Consider the following 19,518-nt stretch of genomic DNA (forward strand, 5'->3'; position numbering starts at 1 on the left):
TCTAGGCCTTCTTGAGATGATAGGATTTGGGACGGGTCAGGTTGTGATAGCCGATGACGGACAGCCCGCCGCCGCGCCCGGTATCCTTGCACCCGGTCCAGCACAGCCCCGGGTCCAGATAGTCGGCGCGGTTCATGAAAACGGTGCCCGTCTCGATCCGGTCGGCGATGGCCTCGGCGCGCGCGGCATCCTGCGTCCAGAGCGACGCGGTCAGTCCGAAATCGCTGTCGTTCATCAGGCGGATCGCCTCTGCGTCGTCCTTCACCGGCATGATGCCGACCACCGGCCCGAAGCTTTCCTCGCGCATGACGCGCATGGCGTGGGTGACGCCGGTCAGGATCTGCGGCATCAGGTAGGCGCCGCCATCCTCGGGGAAGTGCGCCGGATCGATATGCGCCCTAGCGCCCGCCGCCACTGCCTCGGCGGTCTGGGCGCGGACCGCATCGGCGAAGCGCACATGCGCCATCGGGCCGAGGGTGGTCTCGGGCTCCAGCGGGTTGCCCAGCTTGTAGCCGTTCACGATGGCCACGGCCTTGTCCACGAAGGCGTCGAACAGCGGCTCTGCAACGTAGATCCGCTCGATCCCGCAACAGCACTGGCCCGCGTTGAACATCGCACCATCGATCAGCGTGTCGACCGCCGCGTCGAGGTTGGCATCGTCCATCACGTAGCCCGGATCCTTGCCGCCAAGCTCCAGCCCGACGCCGGTGAAGGTGCCGGCGGCGGCCCGTTCGATCGCCCTGCCCCCGTCCACCGAGCCGGTGAAGTTCACAAAGCCGAAGGCCCGGTCCGCGATCAGGTCCGATGTGGTCCGGTGGTCCAGAAACACGTTCTGAAAGACATCCTCGGGGATGCGCGCCGCGTGGAACGCCCGCGCCATCCTCTCGCCCACCAGCGGGGTCTGCGACGCATGTTTGAGCAGCACGGCATTGCCCGCGATCAGCGCGGGCGCGACCGTGTTGATCGCCGTCATATAGGGGTAGTTCCACGGCGCGACGACCAGCACGACGCCGTGCGGCACGCGCTTGATCATCCGGCGGAAGGCATCGCTGTCCTCGATCACGAGCGGGGCCAACGCGTCCTCCGCGATCCCGGCCATGTAGCTGGCGCGTTCGTTGAAGCCGCCGAACTCCCCTCCGTAGCGCACCGGGCGGCCCATCTGCCACGCAAGCTCGGGCACGATATCGTCGTTCATCGCCCCGACAGCGGCAACACCCGCCTGCACCAGCGCGATACGGTCCGCCAGGGGGCGCGCGGCCCAGTCCGCCTGGGCGGATCTTGCCCGCGCCACGGCATCGTCCGCCGCACCGCGCGACAGCGTTGGACGCTCTGCGTAGACCGACCCGTCGATGGGCGAGATGCATTTGATGGTCATGGATTACGCCCTTTCAAAGCCGCGCGCGATTTCCCAATCGGTCACGACGCGGTCAAATTCTTCCTGTTCCCATTCTGCCGCGCGGGTGTAATGCGCGACCACATCGTCGCCCAGAGCCGCGCGCAGGAATTGCGAGCCACGCAAGGTCTCGGTCGCGGCGCGCAGGGTCTGCGGGATGTCCGTTGCCTTGGCGTCCTCGTAGACATCGCCTGTCGTGGCGGGTGCCAGGTCCAGCTGGTCCTCGATGCCCTTGATGCCTGCCGCCAGCATCGCCGCCTGGGCGAGGTAGGGGTTCAGATCGGACCCGCCGATGCGGCATTCGACGCGCACGCCCTTGGTGCCTTCGCCACACAGACGAAAGCCCGCCGTGCGGTTGTCGACGGACCAGACCGTCTTGGTCGGCGCGAACGTGCCCTTGGCGAACCGCTTGTAGCTGTTCACGTAGGGCGCCAGGAAATAGGTGTAATCGGGCGCGTATCTGATCAGCCCGGCCATGTAGTGCCGCATCACGTCGGACATGCCATGCGGGGCGGCGGCATTGAAGAACACCGGCGCGTCGTCCTTCCAGAGCGATTGGTGCACATGGCTCGACGACCCGACGCGGTCCTGGTGCCATTTCGGCAGGAACGACGCGGCGCGACCGTGCTGCCAGGCGATCTCCTTGATCGCGTGCTTGGCGATGGTGTGGTAGTCGGCGCAATCCAGCGCCGGAGAATAGCGGATGTTCAGCTCTTCCTGGCCTGCCTCGGCTTCGCCCTTGGAGTTCTCGATGGGCAGACCCGCCGCGAAGAGATGGTTGCGGATCGGCCGCATCACACCTTCCTCCTTGGTGGTCTGGAAGATGTGGTAGTCTTCGTTATAGCCACTGATCGGCTGCAGATCGCGAAAGCCCGATTTGCGGATCTCGTCGAGGCTTTTCTCGAACAGGAAGAACTCCAGCTCCGTCGCCATTTTCGCCTCGAAGCCCAACGCCTCAAGCCGCGCGATCTGCGCTTTCAGCACCGCGCGCGGCGAATGGGCCACCGGTTCGTGGGTGTGGTGATCGAGCACGTCGCAGAGCACCAGCACCGTGCCCTCAAGCCACGGCACCTGCCTTATCGTCGCCAGATCGGGCTTCATGACGTAGTCGCCATAGCCGGACCGCCAGCTGGTCGACGCATAGCCATCCGGCGTGCCCATTTCGAGGTCCGTCGCCAAAAGGTAGTTGCAGCAATGGGTTTCTTCGAACGACGTCTCGACGAAGTTCGCGGCGTGAAACCGCTTGCCCATCAGGCGGCCCTGCATATCGACAAAACAGACGAGGACCGTATCGATGGCCCCGTCGGCGACGCAGGCTTTCAGATCGTCAAATGACAGGAGTCCGGGCATGGCTCATCAACTTTCTTCGTGGGAATTGGGGGTCGCGACTGCCACCCCCAAATGTGGTTTCGCCGCGGCCTAGCCGTAGCGGTAGGGACGCCCCGCCGCGACCATGTCGGCGTTGTACTGCTTGAAGATATCGACGACGCGCCGCTTGGTGTCGCTTTCGGCTGCGATCTCTTCCCAGAACGCCTGGGCTTCGGTTTCCACCTGCGCCCACTCTTCGTCCGGAATGGTGGTCAGTTCCAGCTTCTCGCCATTGACCCGCAGCTTCGCCTCGCCGCCCCAGTACCACCACTGGCGGTAGTAGTGCGACTGGTCGCAACAGACCCGGAACAGCGTCTGCAGGTCTTCGGGAAGTTCGTTCCAACGCTCCATGTTGGCAAAGAACGACCCCGCCCAGGCACCCGAGATGTTGTTGGTCAGGAAGTAGTTGGTCACATCCGCCCAGCCCACCGTGTAGTCTTCGGTGATGCCGGACCACGCGATGCCGTCAAGCTCGCCGGTTTGCATGGCGACCTCGATGTCTTCCCACGGCAGATTCACCGGCACCACGCCAAAGCGGGTCAGGAAGCGGCCCGCGGTCGGGAAGGTGAAGATGCGCTTGCCCTCAAGATCCGCAAGGCTGCGGATCGGGTCCTTGGTGGCGAAGTGGCACGGATCCCATGCCCCCGCCGAGATGTGCTTGACGCCCACGGCCGAGTATTGCTCGTCCCAGATCTCGTTCAGGCCGTACTGGTTGAACAGCACCGGCACATCGAGCGAGTAGCGCGAGCCGAACGGGAAATAGCCGCCGAAGACGGTCACTTCCGTCGGCGACGCCATCGAATCGTCATCCGACTGCACCGCGTCGATGGTGCCGCGCTGCATCGCCTGGAACAGCTCTCCGGTGGGGACAAGCTGGTCGGCGAAGAACAGCTCGATCTGCATGCGGTCGCCCGCGATCTTGTTGAACATGTCGATGGCCGGCACGATGACCTCGGCGGCCAGCGCGGCACCGGCATAGGTCTGCATCCGCCATTTGATCGTGTTCTGCGCCAAAGCCGGCGTTGCCAGAGCGGCGGCGGGAACCACCGCGGCGCCTTGGATGAACTTGCGTCTGGACGTCATCTTCTCTCTCCTTGGTTGGACTTCGACCGTCTGGAGACGGTTCTTGGTTGGTTAGTTGTAGACGTATTGCGGAAGCCAGGTGGCGATGCCGGGGAAGACCATGACCATCGCCAGCGCCAGAACCATGATCAGCACGAACGGGGTGATCGACGAATAGATGTCGCGCAGGGTGATCTCGGGCGGTGCCATGGCCCGCATCAGGAACAGGTTATAGCCAAACGGCGGTGTCATATAGGCAATCTGCGTGGTGATCGTGTAGAGGATACCATACCAGATCAGATCGAAACCCAGCGCGCCGACCAGCGGCACGTAAAGCGGCGCCACGATCACCAGCATCGCGGTGTCGTCCAGGAACGTGCCCATCAGGATGAAACTGAGCTGCATCAGGATCAGGATCATCCAGGGGCTGAGGTTCAGACGCTCGGTGAACACCGACTCGATGGCCTTGACCGCGCCCAGCCCGTCGAACACCGCCCCGAAGGCCAGCGCCGCGAGGATGATCCACATGAACATGCAGGTAATGCCCAGCGTGTTGCGGACCGAGTTCTCGAACACCTCGCGGGTCATGCGCCGCTTCAGCACCGCCGCCACGAACGCGGCAATCGCGCCGATGGCAGAGCTTTCGACAAGCGATGTCCAGCCCCTGACGAAGGGCACCATCATCACCGCGAAGATCACGATGGGCAGCAGGCCCGCCCGCAACAAGCGCAGTTTCTCGGCGCGCGGAATGTCGCGTTCATCCGCCGCAAGGACCGGGCCCAGCACCGGATTCACCCGGCAGCGGACCGCGATATAGATCACGAACAGCCCGGCCATCATCAGCCCCGGCATGACCCCGGCCAGCCACAGTTGCCCGACCGGCTGACGCGCGATCATCGCATAAAGCACCAGCACGACCGAAGGCGGCACCAGGATGCCCAGACTGGACCCGGCCTGGATCACCCCCGTCACCATGCGCTTGTCATAGCCGCGTTTGAGAAGCTCGGGCAGCGCGATGGTCGACCCGATGGCCATGCCTGCCACGCTCAGCCCGTTCATCGCCGAGATCAGCACCATCAGGCCGATTGTCCCGATGGCCAGCCCGCCGCGCAGCCCCCCCATCCAGACGTGGAACATCCTGTAGAGGTCGTCCGCGATCTTGCTTTCCGACAGCACGTATCCCATGAAAATGAACATCGGCAGGGTCAGCAGCGGATACCATTTCATCAGCTTCATCGCGGCAGAGAACCCGATATCGAAGCCGCCCTTGTCGCCCCAAAGGGCCAGAGCCGCGACAACCGCAATGAACCCGATGGCCCCGAAGACGCGCTGACCGGTCAGCAGCATCAGCATCATCGAAGAGAACATCAACGTGGCGATCAGCTCATATGACATCAGATGGGCTCACCGTTGATCCGCAGGACATCTTTGAAAAACTCTGAAATGCATTGCAGAAGCATCAGGACCATGCCGAGTATCATGGTGGCCTTGACGGGCCAGAGATAGGGGCGCCACGCGGTCGGCGATCGCTCCAACCGGCCGATCTCTTCGCTGCCGGTGATCAGCCCGCCAAGGAACGAGAACGGCTCCGTGCCCCAGTAGCCCAGCGAATAGGCGGTCGAACTGACGGCCCCGTACAGCAGCACACCGAGATAGAAGATCAAAAACAGCACGGTTACCAGATCGAACCAGGCCTTCCTGCGATCCGACCATTCCCCGTAAAGCAGGTCCATCCGCACGTTCGATCCCAGCTGGATCGAATAGGGCCCGCCAAGGATGTAATAGGCCACCATGACGAACTGCGCCATTTCCAGCGTCCACAGAGACGGCAGGAAGAACGTCTTGCTGACCGAAGACCAGAGCAAGATCCCCATCAGCGCAAAGATGCCATACATGACGATGCGCCCGACGCGGTAATTCACGGCATCGACGACGCGAATGAACTGCCGCATCGCCCCTAGCATTGTGCGTCAGTCGACAACTGCGCCACGGCCATGGCGTCCGAAACCCACGCGGCCAGACACTCTGCCATGGCGTCCTGTTGTTGCGCCGTCGCGATCAGATCGTTCCGGATCTCGATCATCACGTTCAGATGACCCGCCCGGATCGCGTGTTCCTGCAATGTGTGCGTCACGCCATCTTCCGGGCCGTAGGGCCGATTGCGGGCGACTTGCATCGAGGTGTGGGACCGCGCGCATTGCATCATCGCATCGGCAAGGCGGGTGTCGACGTCATGCAGGATGCCGATCTCGACCGCCCTCGGCTGGCCGTGAAAGACCGGCGTGAAACTGTGGATTGTCACCAGGATCGCGTCCGGTGTCGATGCCAGCGTCGCGGCAAGGCCCTTGCGAAACGGTTCGTAATAGGCGGCGGTCCGGGCGGCGCGCTGCGCTTCGGTCAGCCCGACATTTTCGGGTATGTCGATGGCCTCGCTGCGCGCGGGCATGGCATCCGGCGCGGCGGGCGGGCGATTGCAGTCATAGACCAGCCGCGACACGGTTGCCGCCACTAGCGTCGCATCCAGTCGGCTTGCCAGACCCTCGGCCACCGCCAGCGCCCCGGGATCCCACGCGATATGGCTGTGCCGCGCCACCCGGTCCAGCCCGAGATCGCGGAACTCCGGCGGGATATGTCGGCTTGCGTGTTCGCACACGACAACCACGCTGGATCGCGCCTCGGGATTGAGGATCCTGATCGGATCATCTGGTGTGACTGGCGGCATGCTGCTTTTCCAAGCTCCCTGGTCACAGCGTGCTTGCTTGGCCCGACCGCTGTCAATAGATCCGTGAAAATAATTTCACAACAACGCGCTCCTTGGTATAAAACGAACAAAACGGAGATGCGGATGACCGAAACGCAGACCATTTCTGACCGCATCCAGCAAAAGCTCGACACGCTGACCCGCGCCGAGCGGCAACTCGCCCTGTCGATCCTCGAAAACTATCCCGCCTCCGGGCTCGGCCCGCTGGCCGCCCTTGCCAAGGACGCCAACGTGTCGGTCCCCACCGTCGCGCGCATGGTGCAAAAGCTTGGCTACAAGGGCTATCCCGACTTTCAGGCCGAACTGCGCGAAGAGTTGCGCGCCAAGGTCAAGAACCCGATCGCCAAGCATGACACCTGGGCCGGGGCCGCACCGTCCGCGCACATCCTGAACAAGTTCACCGAGGCGGTCATCGACAACATTCGCCTGACCCTCGGGCAGATCGATCCCGACGAATTCGACGAGGCCTGCCGGCTGGTGGCCGATCAATCCCGCCACCTGTTCATTGTCGGAGGGCGCGTCACCCATACCCTGGCGGAATATTTCTATCTGCACATGCAGGTGATCCGGCCGGGACTGACGCATATCCAATCCACGTCGAATACCTGGCCGCATTTTCTGCTGAACGCGCAAAAGGGGGACGTCTTTGTCATTTTCGATGTGCGCCGGTATGAGAACAACACCCTGAAACTGGCTGAAATGGCGCATGCCCGAGGCGCCCGGATCGTGCTGTTCACCGATCAATGGCGGTCTCCGGTGCATCATCTGGCCGATATCAGCCTGAGTTGCCGGATCATCGTCCCCTCCGCCTGGGACTCGAGTGCGACGACGATGCTTTTGGTGGAAACGATGATTTCATCCGTCCAGAATCTGAACTGGACCGAAACCAAGGACCGGATCGAGACGCTGGAAGACATGTTCGACCAGACAAAGCTGTTCCGGAAATTCACCTGAACGCGGCGAACCGCCGTCAGAGCCGCACCCCGCGCGCGGACCGAACCGGGACCGGCCGTTTCTGGGGGGGCGGCGTCGCGGCGTCGGTAACATCCTGTCGCAGGGGCAGGAATTCCCGTGCAAGTTTTGATCAAAATCAAGAACCGCACCCGAATCCACCGCATATCTGCGGGAACATCAACGAAGGAGTTAGGGATGTCGAATTGGGGAAAGAAGGCGTTCAGGATTGCGGTTCTCACCACCGCCACGATCGCGGTCAGCGGTGCGATGTGCAGCACCGAAACGAAGGAAGTGACCGAGGGCGCGTTCTGGGAAATGGTCCAGGTCGGGGCCGGTGAGGCGCTGGGCCCGGCGGGCGATCTTGCCGGTGCAGTGATCAACTCGCCGCAGATCGCGTCCGGCGCGATGATCGCCAAGGTCCGCCAAGAGCGCGACAAATGGGAAAATGTCGCATTCACCAGCGATGGCGCGGAAATGCGCGAAGCCGAGAAAAAAGCGGACTACTACAATGCCACGCTGCGCTGCCTGACCAATCCCAAGGATTGCGACGCGATCCGTCAGATCCAGGCGGAACGGCGTGCCGAGGAAGCCCGGAAGCGCCAGACGGACGGCGGCGGTGACGGCGGTGGCGGCGGTGGCGGTCACAGCGACTGAACTGCCGTCGCGGCACAGTCTGGAAAGGGGATGGCATGGACCGGCGTTCGCTTCTGATCGGGCTTTCGGCCCTCGCCACAACATCCCTGACCGGATGCGACACGGGGTCTGGCCATGTCCAGGCCCCGGATGTCACGCGTGGTGCGCACACCTGGTCCGCGATATATGTTCCGGGATACGCCTTGCAGGGCGTCGTGCCCGAAAACGAACCTGCCGACAGTCGCCGGCGCCGCCAACGGGCCGAACAGGGCACCCTGCTTACCCGGATCGCGCCCGACGGCACGGTGCGGCAGGCGGCGTTTCCGGTGATCGGGCACGATGTGGCCATCTCGCCTGACGGTCGGGTCGGGTTTTTCGGACGCATGGGCTACAAGAGCCGGGGCAGCACCGCGCACCACGTCATCTTCGATCCCGAAACGCTCGAGATGATCGGCACGGGCCGACCGCCCGGGTCGGAATGGCGCGGCGGCGGACACGGGGTCTTTCTGCCCGAGGGTCCCCTGCTGACGACGGAACGCGCGCCGATGGCGGCCTATTCCGGCCGACCCGAGGCCCATCACGGGCGCCTCTCGCTGCGCGACCCCATGACCCTGCGCGAAATCGCCAGCATCTCGAGCCACGGCATCGACCCGCATGAGGTGCGCCTCTTGCCCGACGGGCGGCATGTCGCCGTGGCCAATTACGGGTCCGTCGCGGCAGAGGGCGACACCCGACTTTCGGCGCCGCGCCGGGTGGTGGCGCCATCGGTGACGGTGATCGACATCGCCAGCGGCGCGCTGGTCGATGCCTACCGCACCGACGATCCCGACATGGAACTGCGCCACATCGCGCTTGGGGCCGAGGGGCGCATCCTGGGCATTCGCGCCCGGCTGGCACCCGAGGGCGCGGACCGGGCGCTGCAACGCGACCTGGGCGATGGCCCGAAGGATATCACCGCCGAGGGCGCAACCGCGTTCCTGCCCGCGGCTCCGCTTCTGTTCCATGCCGGAGCGCAGGACGGGCAGCCGCTGGCGCAAGGCCGTCCGGAGGCCGAGTTGCGCCACGGCCTGTCGGTGGAATACGACCCCCGGCACGACGAATTCATCGCCAGCTTTCCGTCGTCGCACCGGCTGATGGTGTTCGACGGGCGGACCGGGCGACTGCGGCACAGCATCGATACCCGGGCACACGGGCTGCGCTATCCCTGCGGCATCGCGCTGCTGCCCGGGCAGGATCTTTATGCGGTGGCGGGATTCTGGGAAAACCTGCTGATGTTCCGGCGCGGTACGCATCGGCCCGAACGCGCGCTGTCGCATCGGCCGCTTCTCTACGGCCACAGCCACATGACCGCCTGGTAGCCAGCCCGCGCCGCGCGGTTCCTGAGGGACCGCCCCGGACAGGCCCCCGATCCGCGGCCCCGTCCTTCGCGTCATTGCGGCGCGGCACGCCCGGTCCGGGATGTGGCACTTCGGGCGTTGTCTCGTCGCACTGCCGCTGGCCCGACGGCGCTGTCGGGCGCGGGCGCGAACCTCGGTCTAGGCGACGCGCTTGTCAGCCGCGGCGCTCTGCGGGGTCGCCGCGCGCAGCCGCTCGGCCTCATACCGCTCCATCGCGGCGTCGCGGTCCCATTTCCCGATCTCCTTCGCGCCGCGATGCGCCGTCTGTTCGCGAACCTCCGCCAGCTGCCGCCGCACAGCACCGACCCTGAGGCATTCCCGGGCGGGGGGGCCGTTCAGCGCCGCATCGGGCGTGGTGGCAGGCCCGAAAACGGCGATCGCAGCCCGGCGCGCCGCCGCCGTCAAGCCAGCAAGCGCTGTCGGCCCCAGCAGCAGGGACTCCGAAAGGCAGCCATTGGCGGTGACGATCTCGTGCCGGTCGCAGGCGAAGTGAACCCAGGTAATTTCGGTCTTGCCCTTCATGTGCCGGATGCCCCGCAGGCTCGTGAGGGACTTCGCCGGGGCAAACGCCTCGGTCGCGAACCAACCCTGCAATTGCCGGTGTCCCCCCACCAGAATCCGGTGTTGAGGCGAAACGATCAGCGCGTGTTTCGGAAGCCCGGGCCCGAGCGCATCGGCCTTGATCTGCACCGGCTTTGTGTCGACCTCCGCGTCCTTCAGCGGATAGTCGGCGCTCCGGGTCCAGCGGATCGGTTGCGCACCATTATCCAGCGTTATCACCAGATCGCCGGGTTTCAGCGTTTCCACGGCGCGTGGGCCGTCTGGCGTGTCGATCAGGGTGCCGGGGGCATAGCACACAACCAAGTCTGAAAACTCAGTATAGTTGACCGTTCCATCGCCACTGAAATTGGAGATCGAATAGTTTACGCCAGCTATCATGGGCGTATCCGAGACCAAGGCGTAGTTCAGAGTATTCAACGATGAGAAGTCGTCGTTTGCGGTAGAGCTTTCGAATACCACATAAACGGTGAAAGTGGGATCGCCATTGTCAGGTGTCACTTCAAACTTGTGCCGCGAGGCTACAACCGCATTGTCGGTAAAAATCGTTGATTGAGGCGCGACAACCTGATTGGTGTCATTTGGATTATAGTCGTCGAATACTGCGTCATCGTCGATGACCCGGAACTCTTCCTCAGCGCCAGACGAAAATGAAAAGGAGTGAGTTCCGGCCGGATCACTCCAAATGTCTTCCAGCGTTGCCGTAAGCGTCGTGCTTGTCGTCAGAACAGCGAATGCCATGGTTCGACCTTTGTCAGCCATATCATTCGCGCCATGATCAAGGCTTCGTGCTGAGATCAAGTTACTGTACTCGCAAGAGAAGATAAAAATGCTAACATTTCTAACAACTGAGGTGTGTGGAAGTGTCACTTGCTCAGGCGCTTATGGCGCGACGACACTGGGCTTGGGCCTCCAGGCTTGCCGATCGACGCCATTCAGTTTGGCGTTTTCGATCAACATGTAGGCGATGGCAGCGCTTTGGGAACAATCATCCAGACGGTTTTGGCCGTCAGATGACCGAAAGGTCGGACGCCCGGGCCATCGTCGCTGACCTGCTGGCAGGACGGCTATGGCGCACCGGTGCCCGTTTGCGTCAGCGCCGCGACCCGAAGGATGGCCAGGTATCGGTCAACCGGTAGCCTTCGGGCCAGGGGTCGTCCGGGTCGAGCATGTGTTGATGCGTGCCCGTCACCCAGGCCCGGCCGGTAATCTCGGGAACAATGGCGGGTTTGTCGCCCACACTGGTCGTGGCGACGAGTCTGCCTACAAATTCCGATCCGATGATCGACCGGGCAGTCAACGTATCCCCGATGTTCATCTGCCCGGACGCGTGCAAAAGCGCCATGCGCGCGGATACCGCCGTCCCGGTCGGCGATCGGTCCACCTTCCCCGGCTGAATCGCCACTGCCGAACGCGCGGCAAGGTGATTGCCTTCTCGGGTCAGAGGCCCCGCAAACAGGCAGAACGAGAAGTGATCCCATTCGGCGTTCTCCGGGTGGCGAAAGCGCAGTTGTTGGTTTGCCGCGTTGGTGATCCGCACGCCCAGTTCGGCCAGCCTGCCTGCTTCGGACGCGACAAGGTCGAAGCCCAGGGCCGTGGCATCCACCACGACGAAGCTGTCGCCGCCATAGGCGGTATCGACGGCAAGCGCACCGATGCCGGGAACGTTCAACGTAACGCCCATCGCGTCGGCGAAGGACGGCAGGTTCTGCACGGTAATCCTCTGGGCCTTGCCGTCGCGGCAGTCGGCGCGCACACGGACAAGCCCGCCGGGGGCCTCGAGGACCATCTCTGTCACCGGCTCGACCATGGGAATGATGCCGGTATCCAGCAGCACGGTCGAGACGCAGATCGCGTTGGAGCCCGACATCGGCGGCGTGTCTTCCGGCTCCATGATGATCCACCCCATCTGGGCGTCGGGATGCCTGGGCGGCACCAACAGGTTGACGTGACGAAAGACGCCGCCCCTGGGTTCGTTCAGGACAAGATTGCGCAGGGTCTGATCCTTGGCGATCCAGTTGCGCTGATCCCAGAGGGTCTTGCCCGGGGGCGGTGCCACACCTCCGACAATGACATCGCCGACTTCACCCTCGGCATGGCAGGACACGACATGGATTGTCTTGGTACTTCGCATGCGCGGACCCGTTTGAAAGCCGATGTTCGGGTCGAGCATGGCCAGTTTACGCTTTGAAAACAACATCCGTGCTGCGGATGGCCTTGGTCCCTTCCCGCCCCGGGCATGCCATGAACCTGCGGGTCCGTGCGCCCTGTCCCGCCCCGGGACCGCCCTTTACCGACGCGTCGCGCGGCGCTGTGTTCGGGGCCCGGACCCGGACCGGAAAGCGCCGGTCTTTCCGGCCCCGTGCCCGGCTTGCGATAGCGGTGCCCGGACGCATCGGGTCGCCGTCGGCTGTCATGCATGAACTGCAAACCACCTATGCGCTAATGTTGGTACTCAGTTCACGAGCACAGGCATATGTGGGCTCTATCGCAATCGCTACTTCTGAGGAGCAGCACAATGTCTAAAAATGCAAAAGACGTGTTCGGTATCGCTTCGTTGGTCGTGGCTGCCGCTCTGTTTATCGGGCTGCATTCGTGGATGTATGTCCACTAAGGCACACCGATGCCCGCTGTTTGACGACCTTGCACCACGTATGCAGGTCTGATCGGGGCAGACCGACATTCGGACCGAGAAAGGGCGCCCAAATCATTGAGCGCCCTTTTCTGTCGTATCAGTCGTGTCTCCGCCAGCTGACTTATTTGCCCAGCAGAAGGTCCGGCAGCCAGAGCGCCAGTTCGGGCACGAAGGTTGTCAGCATCAGCGTCGGCAGCCAGGCGAACAGGATGAAGATCAGCGTCGGCCACAGCATGCGCGACACCGGGACATCACAGACCTGAGCGCCAAGATAGAGCAACGGCGCGGTCGGCGGCGTGATATTGGCCATGCCCAGATTGACACCGATCACGGCCGCGAAGTGGATCGGGTCCATCCCGGTGCTCTGCGCGATGGGCAACAGGATCGGGGTCGCCAGAAGCAGGCCCGAAATATCGTCCATCAGCATTCCGATCAGGATCATCACGATGTTGATCATCAGCAGGATCACGATCGGGTTCTCGGAAACGGAATAGACCATCTGCTTGGCCAGATCGGGCGCACCCTGCGCGATCAGGTTGTCCGACACGATCAGGACCATGAAGATCATCACCATCACGACACCGATGGTCACGCCGGATGTCTGGATGGTCTGCGCCAGCGTTTTCCAGGTCAGCCCGCGGTAGAAGTAGATCGCGATCGGGATCGCGTAGACGACCGCAATGCCCGCAGCCTCTGTCGGGGTCATGATGCCCCCGTAGATGCCGCCCAGAATGATGATCGGCATCATCAACGCGGGCCCGGCCAGACGCGCCTGGCGCCCGAAGGCGGGCAGGAAGGGTGTCGGGCGTTCGGACAGGCCGATATCGTTGTACTTGCGCAGCATGAACTGATTGGTGACGATCAGCAGGGTGATCAGGATGATCGCCGGAATGACCGTGGACAGGAAGCATTTCAGAACATGCTGTTGCGCCACCCAACCATACAGGATGTGCGACGAACTGGGCGGGATCAGCAGGCCGAGCGGGCTTGCCGACACGATCAGCGCCGCCGATTGCCCACGCGGATAATTGGCCCGCTTGAGGTGCGGCATCATGATCCCGCCGATGCAGGTCAGGGTCGCGTTGGCACTGCCCGAGATCGATCCGAAGATGCCGCAGGCCAGCACACCGGCGGCGCTGAGGCCGCCCTTGATATGGCCGATGAACATCTCGGCCAGCGCCACAAGCGGAGCGGCGATCCGGCCCTTCTCCATGATGCCACCGGCGATCATGAACAGCGGGATGGCCAGAAGAACGAGCGACCGGATACCGGTCGACCCCGTCGGCAGATACCCCGAGATTGACTGATCGCCCACCACCGCGATGAAGATCAGGACCGCCCCGAAGGCCACGTAGACGCTGACGCCCAGCAGCAGCATCGCGCATACAATGATGAGACTTCCGGAAATAATCACTGTGTGGCTCCCTTCGTGCTGTCGGACTTCAACGGCAGGCCGAGCCCCTTGCGGATGTGAACGTAAAGATATGCGGCGGTGAACATCGCCATGAAGCCGAAGGCGGCCATGATCGCGATCCGCCATGACACGAACGGGATGCGCAGCACCGGGGTCGCGCGCAACCGCGGGAACGAGAAGTCATCGAGCAACGAGACGTAGCACGCGTAAAACAGAAACAGGATCACCAGCAGTTCGATCAGCAACACGATGAAGCCGCGCCACCAGATCAACCTGGGATCCTTGATGACGATGCCAAGGATGTCTGCGTTGATATGCAGGTTGCGGGCAGAAGCCAGGACGGCACCGGCAAAAAAGCCCACGATGCTGATGGCCAGAAGCCATTCCTCGTAGGCGAAAAGGTCCCCGCCAAAGCCGTATCTGATCACCACCACAGCGCCGAAGGTGAACGCCATGATGAAGCCGGATGCCATCACGATGATCCGCATGACAAACGCCACCCCCTTCATCGGATAGCCGATGATCTTCGGCAGTTCGTCGGTAATCTTCTGCGGGCGGATCGTGTCTTCCTCGCCGATGAAATGCGGCATCCCGTCTTCTGTCTTCGACATGTCACCCCCTATTTTTTTCTTGCTTCACTGGGTCGAAAAAGGGCCGGCAAATTTGCCGGCCCTCAGAGTTGACGTGCGATCAGTTCTTGTCGGCCAACATGCGGTCGACGATCTCCTGGCCGACGCTGTCGACCATCATCGGCCAGATCTCTTCGCGGATCTTGGCGGCCACCGCGGCCTGCTCCTCGTCGCTGTACTTCAGGATGGTGTACCCGCTGTCGATCAGCTTCTGTTCGAAGGCGGCATCGTTTTCACGGTTATACGCGAAGAAATCGTCGGACGCCTTGGTCAACGCGGTCTCCAGAGCGGCGCGCTGTTCGTCGTTCAGCTTGTCCAGCGTGCGCTGCGATCCGTAGTAGGTGGTCAACTCCGAGATCGCGTTGACCTCGACGAAGTGGGTGCCGACATCGGACTGGGCGAAGATCGAATAGGTCGCCGTCTTGGTGCAGCAGATCGCGCCGTCGACAATGCCCGACTGGATCGCCGGGAAGATGTCGCCCCAGGCCATGGTCGTGGCCTTGTACCCCAGGGTCTCGACCATCGATTTCACGATGCTCGACGACCAGACGCGGATGTTCATGCCCTTGTCATCGAAGGTGTTCCAGTTCGTCGGCTCCTTGGTGGCGACGATACCGACAAATCCTTCGGGGTTCTGCGCGAAGACGTGGACGCCGTATTCGTCGGTAATCTCCTGCAGGACCTTGTTATACTCGGAATCCATGCTGCGCATGATGCTGTCCATCTCGTCCCAGCCGCTGACGAGGAACGGCATGGACAGGAATTCGAGGCGCGGGTCGGTGTCGGCGTAGATGAAGGCCGAGGCCAGATCGATATTGCCCCGGGCCACGTCTTCGAAAAGGGCTTCGCCAGAGCCAAGCTGGTTGGCCGGGAACACGTTGATGGTAAGACCCACGTCCGCAGCGGCCACGTCCGCCGCGACCTGCTCCATCATCTTCGTGCCTTGGTGGTCGATTGGAAACACGCCTGCAAAGCGAAGTGTCGTGTCTTGTGCCATCGCGGCGGTCGACATCAGCGCGCTCAGTGCGCCGACGGTCAATACCTTGGACATCGTCGTGAAACTCATCGAGTACTCTCCCTGATTTTTGTTATCGTATTCGGGCGCAGAATCGCCGGCCAACACGGTGTCGGCCTTTGCGTCCCAGCAGCCTAGGCAAATAAGGCCCGGCTCGCAATTTCTTTTATAACCCCCTGATGTTGTGCCGATATCTTTCGTGAATTCCGCCTTTTTTCCGGGCAATCGGCGCCGTCGGACGCGGTGCCCAGGCATTCGGTTTGCTAGCTTGCGGCACCTGCCCCCGTGGCCAGACCGCCCAGGAAGGCGCGCAGGTTGTCGCCCAGCGCGTCACACAGGTACCCGCCCTCCTGCACGATCACCATCGGCAGATCGAGCGCCGCCAGCAATCCCGCCATCGTGGCAAATCCCGGGGTCGAGACCGCCAGTCCGCCGAACGGGTCCCCCGCGTAGGCATCGAGACCGAGCGCAATCACCACGGCCCCCGGCGCGAAGGCCCTGACATCGTCCAGCCCCCTGGCAAGACCGCGCATGAAGCCGTCATCGCCGGTGCCGCGCGGCAGCGGGATGTTCAGGTTGTAGCCCTGCCCCGCGCCCTCGCCGGTCTCGTGGGCGTGACCCCAGAAGAACGGGTAGAAGCGCGCCGGGTCGGCATGGATCGACAGGGTGAAGACGTCGCTGCGGTTGTAGAAGATGCCTTGCGTGCCGTTGCCGTGATGCAAGTCGACATCGATGATCGCCACCCGGTCGTGGGATTTTCGCAAAACCTGCGCGGCAATGGCCGAGTTGTTGAGATAGCAGAACCCCCCGGCCAGATCGGTGAAACAGTGATGTCCCGGCGGGCGACAGAGCGCATAGGCCATGGTCTCGCCGGCCAGCACGGCCTTGGCGGCGGACACCGCGCAATTGGCGGACCAGCGCGCGGCCTCCCAGGTGTGTTCGCCGATGGGACAGGACATATCGGTGATGTGGAACCCGGCCTGGCCCACGGCCGACAGCGGATAGCTGGCGGTGCGACGGTCGGGATGGACGTTGGGAAAGATCTCGGGCGCGGCATCGGGGATGCGCTGCCAGCGGTCATAGACCGTAGACAGGAACGTCACGTAGACCGGGCTGTGCACCGCAGCGATGGGCCCGAGGCCGTGATCCTCGGGCGCGTGCAGATCGTGCCCGCCCGCGGCAACCCCCGCCAGCAACCGCTCCATCCGTTCGGGCTTTTCCGGGTTCGGCTGCATCACGCCGTTCACCAGAAAACCCGACGGATAGTGCCGGCCTTGCCGCTGTGGATCCGCAAAAACCTTCATCGTCTAGAACCTCACCTTGTCTGCGCCCTTGAGCCCGAGCATCGCGCGCGCCTCGTCCGGCGTGGCGATGTCGAACCCGAGCTCTTCCAGCACGTTGCGCATCTTCGTGACCTGCTGGGCATTGCTGACGGCCAGTTCCCCACGGCCGATCATCAGGCTGTCCTCAAGCCCGACACGCACATTGCCGCCCAGGATCACGCTCATGGTGCCGATGGTCATCTGCTGCCGACCCGCCGCGAGAACGGAAAACCGATAGCTGTCGCCCAGCAGGCGGTCCGCTGTCTGCTTCATCATCACCAGGCTTTCGGGGCTGGCGTCGATGCCGCCCAGCACCCCAAGAACGAATTGAAGGAACACCGGTGCCGCGATGCGGTTCTGCCTGAGGTAATAGGCCACGGTCTGGATATGCCCCACGTCGTAGCATTCGAACTCGAACCGCGCGCCACCGCCCTCGCCCAGCATCCGAAAGACCGTTTCGATGTCGTGAAAGGTATTCTTGAAGACGACGTCGCGGGTGTTTTCGAGGAACGGCTCCTCCCAGTCATGGGTCCATTCGGAATAGCGGTCCTTCATCGGGAACAGGCCGAAGTTGATCGACCCCATGTTCAGCGAACACATCTCTGGTGCGAGTTCGGCAGGGGCGGAGAGGCGCTGCTCGACCGTCATCTGCGAACTGCCCCCGGTGGTCAGGTTGATGATCGCGTCCGTGGCCGCCTTGATGCGCGGCAGGAACTGGCGATACACCGCGATGTCCGAACTGGGCCGCCCGGTGTCGGGATCGCGCGCATGCAGGTGCAGGATCGACGCCCCCGCCTCGGCGGCCTCGATCGCGGAAGTGGCGATCTGATCCGGGGTGATGGGCAGATACGGGCTCATGCTGGGGGTGTGGATCGAGCCGGTGATGGCACAGGTCAGGATGATCTTGCGCGGCATGTCAGATGTCCAATCCGGTCTCGTTGGCGAATTGCCCAAGGCTGTCATCGAGAAGGCCCAGGATGTCCCCGATCTGGGCTTCGGTCACGATCATCGGCGGACAGATCAGGAAATGATCCCCCTCCACCCCGCCACGGGTGCGCCGCGAATAGGTGATCAGCTTGCGGTCATAGCAGATATCGACGAACCGCTCATAGGCGTTCAGGGTCTTGGGCAGCGGCGCCATGGAGTCCCGGTCGGCGACCATTTCGAACGCGCACAGCAACCCCTTGCCGCGCACGTCGCCGATAAAGCCGTAGCGGTCCATCAGGTCCCTGAGCCCCTGCATCAGCACATCGCCCATCGCCGCGGCGTTCGCCATCAGATCACAGCGGTCGATCTCCCGCAGCACCGCAAGACCGGCGGCGCAGGCCAGCGGATTGCCCGCATAGGTGTGGCCATGGGCAAAGCCCCCGGCATCGAGCACCGTGTCGACCATGCCCGCATCCGCGATCATCGCGCCAAGCGGCACGTATCCCGCGCCGAAGCCCTTGGACAGCGCCACCAGATCGGGGCGGATGTTCCAATGCTCGGAGGCCAGGAACCTGCCGGTGCGCCCGACGCCTGACATGACCTCGTCCATGATCAGCAAGACGCCGAACTCGTCGCAGATCTCGCGCACGCGGGCATAATAGCTGTCCGGCGCAACCAGTGCCCCGGTCGAGGCCCCGCCCACAGGCTCCATCGCGAAGGCCAGCACGCTGTCGGGTCCCTGGGCGATGATCTCGTCACGCAACATCTCTGCGTATCTGATCCCCCGGTCGTGGTCGGACAGGTTGTCGCGATCCAGATAGCAGGTCGGGGCCGGGATCTTGGGCATGTCCACGAGAAGCGGCCTGAAGGCGTTGGTCAGTGGCCCGTAGCCGGTGATCGCCAGCGCCCCCAGGGTCGACCCGTGATACGAGGGAAAGCGCGAAATCACCTTCCAGCGGCTGTCCTGCCCTGCCGCAACCGCCCACTGGCGGGCAAACTTCACGCAGGACTCCACCGCTTCGGAACCGCCCGAGACAAAGAACACCTTGCTCAGGCCTTCGGGCATCCGGTCCGCGATTGCGGTTGCCAGATCCTCGGCGGCGGCGTTCTCGAAATGCAACCGATAGGCAAAGGTCGCGCTGTCCATCTGCGCTTTCATGGCGGCCAGGACATTCGGGTTGGAGTGGCCGATATTGCTGACCATCGCGCCGGAGGAGCCGTCGATATAGCGCGCGCCGTTCCTGGCCCAGATATAGATGCCCTCGGCCCGGTCGACCTCGGGGCGGCGCTTGCGGCTTTGATAGAACAGATTGGATGTCTTCATGTCGCGGTCACCTTGCCGTCTTGCCGAGCGATGCAGACCCGATGGTGCATGCGGCAAGCTTGTCCCCGCGGCGTCGAATTCACAAGCCGTCACGGCCCTTCGTCTGCGGAAAACATGCTGGCCAAT

17 protein-coding genes are annotated in these 19,518 nt (G+C 63.1%); 3 read left to right on the forward strand and 14 right to left on the reverse strand.

Features of this window, described 5'->3' with window-relative positions:
* Position 1: 1 nt before the first annotated feature.
* The 6 genes from ACXYMN_RS04320 to ACXYMN_RS04345 form a co-directional block, all read right to left on the reverse strand.
* Positions 2-1,375, reverse strand: a complete 1,374-nt coding sequence (locus tag ACXYMN_RS04320) for an aldehyde dehydrogenase family protein (protein ID WP_459012219.1) — start codon at positions 1,373-1,375, stop codon at positions 2-4.
* Positions 1,376-1,378: 3 nt separating this feature from the next.
* Positions 1,379-2,743 (reverse strand): glutamine synthetase family protein, encoded by a 1,365-nt coding sequence (locus ACXYMN_RS04325; protein WP_459012220.1) that lies wholly within the window; start codon positions 2,741-2,743, stop codon positions 1,379-1,381.
* A 69-nt stretch (positions 2,744-2,812) separates the two neighbouring features.
* Positions 2,813-3,844 (reverse strand): TRAP transporter substrate-binding protein, encoded by a 1,032-nt coding sequence (locus ACXYMN_RS04330; protein WP_459012221.1) that lies wholly within the window; start codon positions 3,842-3,844, stop codon positions 2,813-2,815.
* Positions 3,845-3,895: 51 nt separating this feature from the next.
* Complete coding sequence (locus ACXYMN_RS04335; protein WP_459012222.1) at positions 3,896-5,218, reverse strand: TRAP transporter large permease; 1,323 nt, start codon at positions 5,216-5,218, stop codon at positions 3,896-3,898.
* Entirely contained in the window at positions 5,218-5,787 is a 570-nt protein-coding gene (locus ACXYMN_RS04340; RefSeq protein ID WP_459012223.1) for a TRAP transporter small permease subunit, read from the reverse strand. Before ACXYMN_RS04340 ends, ACXYMN_RS04335 begins: the two co-directional genes overlap by 1 nt.
* The gene (locus ACXYMN_RS04345; protein WP_459012225.1) at positions 5,781-6,545 is read right to left on the reverse strand and encodes an N-formylglutamate amidohydrolase; all 765 of its coding nucleotides are present in this window, start codon (positions 6,543-6,545) and stop codon (positions 5,781-5,783) included. Before ACXYMN_RS04345 ends, ACXYMN_RS04340 begins: the two co-directional genes overlap by 7 nt.
* Before the next feature lie 123 nt (positions 6,546-6,668).
* Between ACXYMN_RS04345 and ACXYMN_RS04350 the strand changes: the two genes are divergently transcribed.
* From ACXYMN_RS04350 to ACXYMN_RS04360, 3 genes are all read left to right on the forward strand, one after another.
* Positions 6,669-7,538 (forward strand): MurR/RpiR family transcriptional regulator, encoded by an 870-nt coding sequence (locus ACXYMN_RS04350; RefSeq protein ID WP_459012226.1) that lies wholly within the window; start codon positions 6,669-6,671, stop codon positions 7,536-7,538.
* 195 nt (positions 7,539-7,733) lie between these two features.
* The gene (locus tag ACXYMN_RS04355) at positions 7,734-8,192 is read left to right on the forward strand and encodes a hypothetical protein (RefSeq protein WP_459012227.1); all 459 of its coding nucleotides are present in this window, start codon (positions 7,734-7,736) and stop codon (positions 8,190-8,192) included.
* Between the two features lie 35 nt (positions 8,193-8,227).
* Positions 8,228-9,529, forward strand: coding sequence for a DUF1513 domain-containing protein (locus ACXYMN_RS04360; protein WP_459012228.1), 1,302 nt, complete (start codon positions 8,228-8,230; stop codon positions 9,527-9,529).
* A 177-nt stretch (positions 9,530-9,706) separates the two neighbouring features.
* Here the strand turns inward: ACXYMN_RS04360 and ACXYMN_RS04365 are convergent, their stop codons facing one another.
* The 8 genes from ACXYMN_RS04365 to ACXYMN_RS04400 all read right to left on the reverse strand — a co-directional run bounded on the left by ACXYMN_RS04365 (position 9,707) and on the right by ACXYMN_RS04400 (position 19,392).
* Positions 9,707-10,867, reverse strand: a complete 1,161-nt coding sequence (locus tag ACXYMN_RS04365) for a Hint domain-containing protein (RefSeq protein WP_459012229.1) — start codon at positions 10,865-10,867, stop codon at positions 9,707-9,709.
* Positions 10,868-11,219: 352 nt separating this feature from the next.
* Positions 11,220-12,260, reverse strand: a complete 1,041-nt coding sequence (locus ACXYMN_RS04370; RefSeq protein WP_459012230.1) for a trans-3-hydroxy-L-proline dehydratase — start codon at positions 12,258-12,260, stop codon at positions 11,220-11,222.
* 622 nt (positions 12,261-12,882) lie between these two features.
* Positions 12,883-14,175 carry a TRAP transporter large permease gene (locus ACXYMN_RS04375; RefSeq protein ID WP_459012231.1) on the reverse strand — a complete coding sequence of 431 codons (1,293 nt, stop codon included), beginning with the start codon at positions 14,173-14,175 and terminating at the stop codon, positions 12,883-12,885.
* Positions 14,172-14,765 (reverse strand): TRAP transporter small permease subunit, encoded by a 594-nt coding sequence (locus tag ACXYMN_RS04380; RefSeq protein ID WP_459012358.1) that lies wholly within the window; start codon positions 14,763-14,765, stop codon positions 14,172-14,174. Before ACXYMN_RS04380 ends, ACXYMN_RS04375 begins: the two co-directional genes overlap by 4 nt.
* 100 nt (positions 14,766-14,865) lie before the next feature.
* Positions 14,866-15,870 (reverse strand): TRAP transporter substrate-binding protein DctP, encoded by a 1,005-nt coding sequence (gene dctP, locus ACXYMN_RS04385; protein ID WP_459012232.1) that lies wholly within the window; start codon positions 15,868-15,870, stop codon positions 14,866-14,868.
* 212 nt (positions 15,871-16,082) lie between these two features.
* Positions 16,083-17,123, reverse strand: a complete 1,041-nt coding sequence (locus ACXYMN_RS04390; protein WP_459012233.1) for a histone deacetylase family protein — start codon at positions 17,121-17,123, stop codon at positions 16,083-16,085.
* Between the two features lie 3 nt (positions 17,124-17,126).
* Positions 17,127-18,056, reverse strand: coding sequence for a beta-keto acid cleavage family enzyme (locus tag ACXYMN_RS04395; protein ID WP_459012234.1), 930 nt, complete (start codon positions 18,054-18,056; stop codon positions 17,127-17,129).
* A 1-nt stretch (position 18,057) separates the two neighbouring features.
* Positions 18,058-19,392 carry an aminotransferase family protein gene (locus ACXYMN_RS04400; protein ID WP_459012236.1) on the reverse strand — a complete coding sequence of 445 codons (1,335 nt, stop codon included), beginning with the start codon at positions 19,390-19,392 and terminating at the stop codon, positions 18,058-18,060.
* Between the last annotated feature and the right edge of the window lie 126 nt (positions 19,393-19,518).

This window comes from Roseivivax sp. CAU 1753 (assembly GCF_054482575.1).